The 4,579-nt window shown below is 67.6% G+C and carries 6 protein-coding genes and 1 pseudogene; 1 reads left to right on the forward strand and 6 read right to left on the reverse strand.

The features are described from left to right. The 6 genes and pseudogenes from ON45_RS17595 to ccmA form a co-directional block, all read right to left on the reverse strand. Positions 1 to 211 (reverse strand): annotated as a pseudogene (locus ON45_RS17595) (heme lyase CcmF/NrfE family subunit); the annotation flags it as partial. Positions 212 to 236: 25 nt separating this feature from the next. Next, positions 237 to 737 carry a cytochrome c maturation protein CcmE gene (locus ON45_RS17600; RefSeq protein ID WP_040495601.1) on the reverse strand — a complete coding sequence of 167 codons (501 nt, stop codon included), beginning with the start codon at positions 735 to 737 and terminating at the stop codon, positions 237 to 239. A gap of 10 nt (positions 738 to 747) precedes the next feature. Then, positions 748 to 894 (reverse strand): hypothetical protein, encoded by a 147-nt coding sequence (locus ON45_RS23215; RefSeq protein ID WP_158412494.1) that lies wholly within the window; start codon positions 892 to 894, stop codon positions 748 to 750. After that, positions 891 to 1,679 (reverse strand): cytochrome c biogenesis protein CcsA, encoded by a 789-nt coding sequence (gene ccsA / locus ON45_RS17605; protein ID WP_051063309.1) that lies wholly within the window; start codon positions 1,677 to 1,679, stop codon positions 891 to 893. Before ccsA ends, ON45_RS23215 begins: the two co-directional genes overlap by 4 nt. Positions 1,680 to 1,732: 53 nt before the next feature. Next, complete coding sequence (locus ON45_RS17610) at positions 1,733 to 2,419, reverse strand: heme exporter protein CcmB (RefSeq protein WP_040495603.1); 687 nt, start codon at positions 2,417 to 2,419, stop codon at positions 1,733 to 1,735. Next, on the reverse strand, positions 2,416 to 3,123 hold the full coding sequence (gene ccmA / locus ON45_RS17615) for a heme ABC exporter ATP-binding protein CcmA (RefSeq protein ID WP_083915123.1): 708 nt from the start codon (positions 3,121 to 3,123) through the stop codon (positions 2,416 to 2,418). Before ccmA ends, ON45_RS17610 begins: the two co-directional genes overlap by 4 nt. A gap of 90 nt (positions 3,124 to 3,213) precedes the next feature. On the opposite strand from ccmA, the gene ON45_RS21815 reads away from it, so the two are divergent. Beyond that, the gene (locus ON45_RS21815) at positions 3,214 to 4,530 is read left to right on the forward strand and encodes a class E sortase (RefSeq protein WP_051063310.1); all 1,317 of its coding nucleotides are present in this window, start codon (positions 3,214 to 3,216) and stop codon (positions 4,528 to 4,530) included. Positions 4,531 to 4,579 lie beyond the last annotated feature (49 nt).

The raw sequence follows: 4,579 nt of genomic DNA on the forward strand, positions 1-4,579 counted from the left end.
AGTCGCGGGTGATCAACGCCCGCTGCATCATGATCACGGACAGGATCGACCCGCCGACGACCATCAGGGCGTAGCGCGGTGCCTGCCGCAGCATGCGTCGATCGCCCTGCCAGATGCCGACGACGATCGTCAACGCGCCGATCACCGATGCCGCGAGCATCAGCATCAGCCCGGCGCGACCGAGCGCGGAGTTCAGCGACGCGGCGATCACCGGCGTCCGCCCCGGGGCAGTGAGATCAAGCGCTCACCGAGTCGCATTCGTACTCCGCCTGCGCATCGGCAGCGGCGAGGTTGTCGTCGTTCTCCGCCTCGTACTCGTCGGAGTGCTTCACCTCGACCCGATCGCCGTACAGCACGTCGTCGCGGATCTCGCCGTGCACGACGACGGGAATGCACTCCTGGAAGATTCCGCCCGGGTCACCGTCGTAGCGGACCGGGATCGTCGCGTCGTTGAACGTCATCGTGAACGCGGTGATCCCCGTGGTGCTCTGATCGATCGTTCCCGGATCGACGGTGCCCTGGAGTCGAATCCGCTGGTCCTGCTCGCAGCCGTCGCGCACTCCGACCTCGTCGACGTTGCAGAAGTAGTCGACCGCCGAGTTCAGGAACTGGGTGACGATCACGCCGCCGGCAACGAGCACGACCACGAGCAGCAGCATCGGGGCGAGCTTGCGCTTGCGTTTCGGCGCGGCGGCGGTGTCGGGTTCGCTGCGCGGGGACAGATCCATGTCGGACATGATGCGTTCGTCAGGTCCAGTACTTGTCGTCGTCGGGGATCTGTTTTCCGAGTTTCCTGCCCGACGAGATCGCCCGCCAGACGAAGCCGCCGATCACCGCGAAGGTGACGACGTAGCTGCCGAGGATGAACCCGGCGTCTTCCATGATCGCGATCATCGTCCCGCTCCTTCGGCGCGTCGTTCGGCCAGCGCGACGTCGAGGCCGCGATCTTCGAGCATGTCCTCCATCGCCATGGCCCGGGTGCGGTGCATCACGAGCCAGACGTAGAGCAGGCTGAATGCCACGACGCCGACGAACAGGGTGAACAGCATCGTGCCGTCCATCTTGATGTCGCCCTCGGTGTTCGCGATCGAAGCGGTCTGGTGGAGGCTGCGCCAGATCACGACCGACCAGTGCACGAGCGGAATCAACAGCACCGACAGCAGCCCGACCACGGCCGACCGCTTCGCGCGCTGCTGGTGCGACCCGCCGAGTCGGCGCACCGCGAGGTAGCCGATGTAGGCGACGAACAGCAGTGCCGTGGTGGTGAGGCGGGCGTCCCACTGCCAGAACACGCCCCACGTGAGACGGCCCCAGAGCGATCCGACGATCAGCGTCAGGCCGACGAAGGCGACGCCGAATTCGGCCGACGCGCCGGCGAGGCGGTCCCAACCGAGCGAGTGCTTCTTCGTGAACAGGTAGATCCCCGAGGCCACCGCGGTGACCACGAACGAGAGGTAGGCGACCCAGATCGTCGGAACGTGGATGTAGAGCAGTCGGACCGACTCGCCCTGGTTCACGTCGGCCGGGGAGATCACGAGTGCGAACAGCACCAGCCAGGCCATCGCAACGGCGGCGGCGATCCCGATCACCCGGGTGGCGTTGGTGCCGGTCGACCGCGACGGCGTGACCGTCCCTCCATCGGACGGTGTGTCGGTCGGCTTCGGATCGAGGGTCGTCATCTTCCTGCTTTCGCCAGTTCGTGATGGAGCGGGCTGGGCATCTCCGTCAGGCTCTATTCGTCGATCAGCGGGCCGAACGCGAGCGCCCCGCCGACACCGAACACGACGGCGAAGACCGTCAGCAGACTGACCCACTGCCAGCCTTCCGACAACTCCGCCACGCCGGTGCCGAGGGCGGATTCGACCGCTCTCGTCGCCCCGATGAGGACGGGCGCGACCGCTGGCAACGTGAGCAGCGGGAGCAGTGTCTCGCGGCCCTTGGAACCGGCGGCCAAGCCTCCGTACAGGGTACCGACCGCGGCCAGACCGCACGTCGCGGAGACCATGGTCGTGACGAGGAGCACAACCCCGTCGAGGCGGATCGTTTCTCCGTACAGCACCATCGCCGCGCAGAGCAGGAGCACCTCGAGCACCAGCAATTGCACGACGAGGCCGATCGCCTTGCCGAGGAAGATGCCGCGGGCATCGACACCGGCCACTCGCATCGCGTCGAGCGCCCCGTCGTCGGCCTCGACCGAGAATGCCCGCTGCACCAGCAGGAGCAGGCTGAACATGGTCGCCAGCCAGACGAGTCCGGGTGCGACGAGTTCGAGCACGTCGGTGTTCGCGTCGAGCGCGATGCCGAAGATCACCATCGTCACGAAGGCGAACGGCAGCACCTGGTTCGTGATGACGCGGCTCCGCCACTCGATCCGGAGGTCCTTGCGGGCGATCAGCCAGCCGACGCGCCACGTGCTCATCGGTCCGACTCCGATCCGGCGTGACCCGCGATGAGGTCGATCGTGCGCGTCGCGAGCGACTCGGCCCGATCGAGTTCGTGGCTCGCCACGAGCACGGTGGCTCCGGACTGCGATGCCTGGGTGAGGATCTCGTCGAGCTCGTCGCGGGCCCGCTGATCCAGGCCCGCGTGGGGTTCGTCGAGCAGCCACAGCCGGGCGCGGCGCGCGACCAGCGCAGCGAGCGCGGTGCGCCGCTTCTGTCCCGCCGACAGCTTGCTGACCGGCACCGATTCGAGGCGGTCCGCGACACCCATCCGTTCCATCGCGGACTCGATCTCGATGGTGGTCGCACCGACCGTCGAGCCCCAGAACCGGACGTTCTCGCCCACGGTCAGGTCGGCGTACAGGCCGTTCTGGTGACCGAGCAATCCGACGTGTGGACGCACCCGCTCCCGATCGACCGTCAGGTCATGGCCGAGGATCGTCGCAGTGCCCCGCACCACGGGCACGAGTCCGGCGCACAAACGCAGGAGCGTCGTCTTCCCGGCACCGTTCGGCCCGCGGAGCAGGACGATCTCGCCCTGGTCGACGTGCATCGTCGTCCCCGAGAGGGCGGGGAAATTGCCCAACGTCGCGACGACGTCGCGCAGCTCGACGACGGGACCCGAACCGTCGGATGCGACAGCGGACGCGGCCGGCGGCTCCGATGGTGCTGCTGCGGACACGCGAGCACGCTATTGCTCACTCGGCCCACTTGCGAAACACCACTTCGTCGCCCACGGGTCGAGGCGGGCGGCCAGTAGCGTCGATCCACGATGTCGGACACCGAAACATCGCCCGACCTGGGATCGGTCGGCAACGACGCACCACCCGGTTCGTCGTCGGCGGATGACGGTGGTTCCGCGTCGATCCCGGCCGGCGAGCTGACTCGACGCGGCCGGTTGCGCAAGTGGGACCGACCGCCGCCCCCGCACGACTGGCGCTGGTACGTCGGTGGGCTCGGCAAGGTGCTCATCGCCGTGGGCCTCCTGATGTTCGGGTTCGTCGCGTACCAGTTGTACGGCACGGGGCTCCAGACCGCCGCCGCCCAGAACCGTCTGGAGAACGAGTTCGAGGACCTGCTGGCCGACACGTCGCCGGTGACCGCGCCATCGGTCGAGATCGAGACGACGCTGCCCGTACCGGAACCGGCGGACGAGCCGGCACCCACGACCACGGTGGTCGATGAAGCGGAGGTCGAGGCAGTACCTGTCGAGAATCAGAATCTGGTCCAGGTCGAGAACGGTGACGCACTCGCCCGGATCGAGATTCCCGAGATCGGCGTCGACGACATCGTGGTCGCCGGCGTGGACAAGGGTGACCTGCAGAAGGGTCCGGGCCACTTCCCCGACACACCGATGCCGGGCCAGCTGGGCAACTCCGCGATCGCCGGACACCGCACGACCTACGGCCAACCGTTCCGGAACGTGGACCAGCTCGAACCCGGCGACGAGATCCGCGTCACCACACTCAGCGGCACCTTCGTCTACAGCGTCACCGGCACCACGATCGTTCCTCCGTCGTACTACCAGGCCGTTGCGACCACCGACCCGACGATCGCCAACCTCACCTTGACCTCCTGTCATCCGGTGTTCACCGCACGCGAACGGATCGTGATCTCGAGCGAATTGGTGGTCGACGAGTCGTCACCCGTCGGCGAGCCCGTCCTGAACTACGGCCGGACGCCGGACCCGGCAGAGGCGACGGACACCACATCCACATCGGAACCTGCGACGACCGACGTTCCGGTGACGGCCGAGGCCGCAACGGACGTACCGGCCACCGACGCGGAGGATCCGGCCTTCGCGCAGCCGCCGGCCGACAACGATGCGGACAGCGATCAGCTCGGAACCGAGGCCGTCAACGAAGGGATCGCCGACGCGTTCTCGGAGAGCTGGTTCAGCGACCCGGGAGCGAACGCCCAGGTCGGTCTGTGGGGCTTGGCGCTGTCGGCGATCGCACTCGCCTCCTACTGGGTGAGCCGCCGTCTGCGTCGAGATTGGGCCGGACTGCTGGTCGGCATCGTCCCCTTCACCGTCGCGCTCTACTTCTTCTTCCAGAACGTGAACCGCCTCCTCCCCCCGAACCTCTGACCCACCCGGTGCCATCCGGTGCCATCCGGTGTCAGACACCCGATGGCAC

It is taken from the genome of Ilumatobacter nonamiensis YM16-303, from assembly GCF_000350145.1.
In the GTDB taxonomy this organism is placed as follows: Bacteria; Actinomycetota; Acidimicrobiia; order Acidimicrobiales; family Ilumatobacteraceae; genus Ilumatobacter_A; species Ilumatobacter_A nonamiensis.

Excerpts from the sequence above, each read along its gene's own strand:
- ON45_RS17600 (WP_040495601.1), bottom strand. The coding sequence starts at position 737 with ATGTCCGACATGGATCTGTCCCCGCGCAGCGAACCCGACACCGCCGCC.
- ON45_RS23215 (WP_158412494.1), bottom strand. The coding sequence starts at position 894 with ATGATCGCGATCATGGAAGACGCCGGGTTCATCCTCGGCAGCTACGTC.
- ccsA (WP_051063309.1), bottom strand. The coding sequence starts at position 1,679 with ATGACGACCCTCGATCCGAAGCCGACCGACACACCGTCCGATGGAGGG.
- ON45_RS17610 (WP_040495603.1), bottom strand. The coding sequence starts at position 2,419 with ATGAGCACGTGGCGCGTCGGCTGGCTGATCGCCCGCAAGGACCTCCGG.
- ON45_RS21815 (WP_051063310.1), top strand. The coding sequence starts at position 3,214 with ATGTCGGACACCGAAACATCGCCCGACCTGGGATCGGTCGGCAACGAC.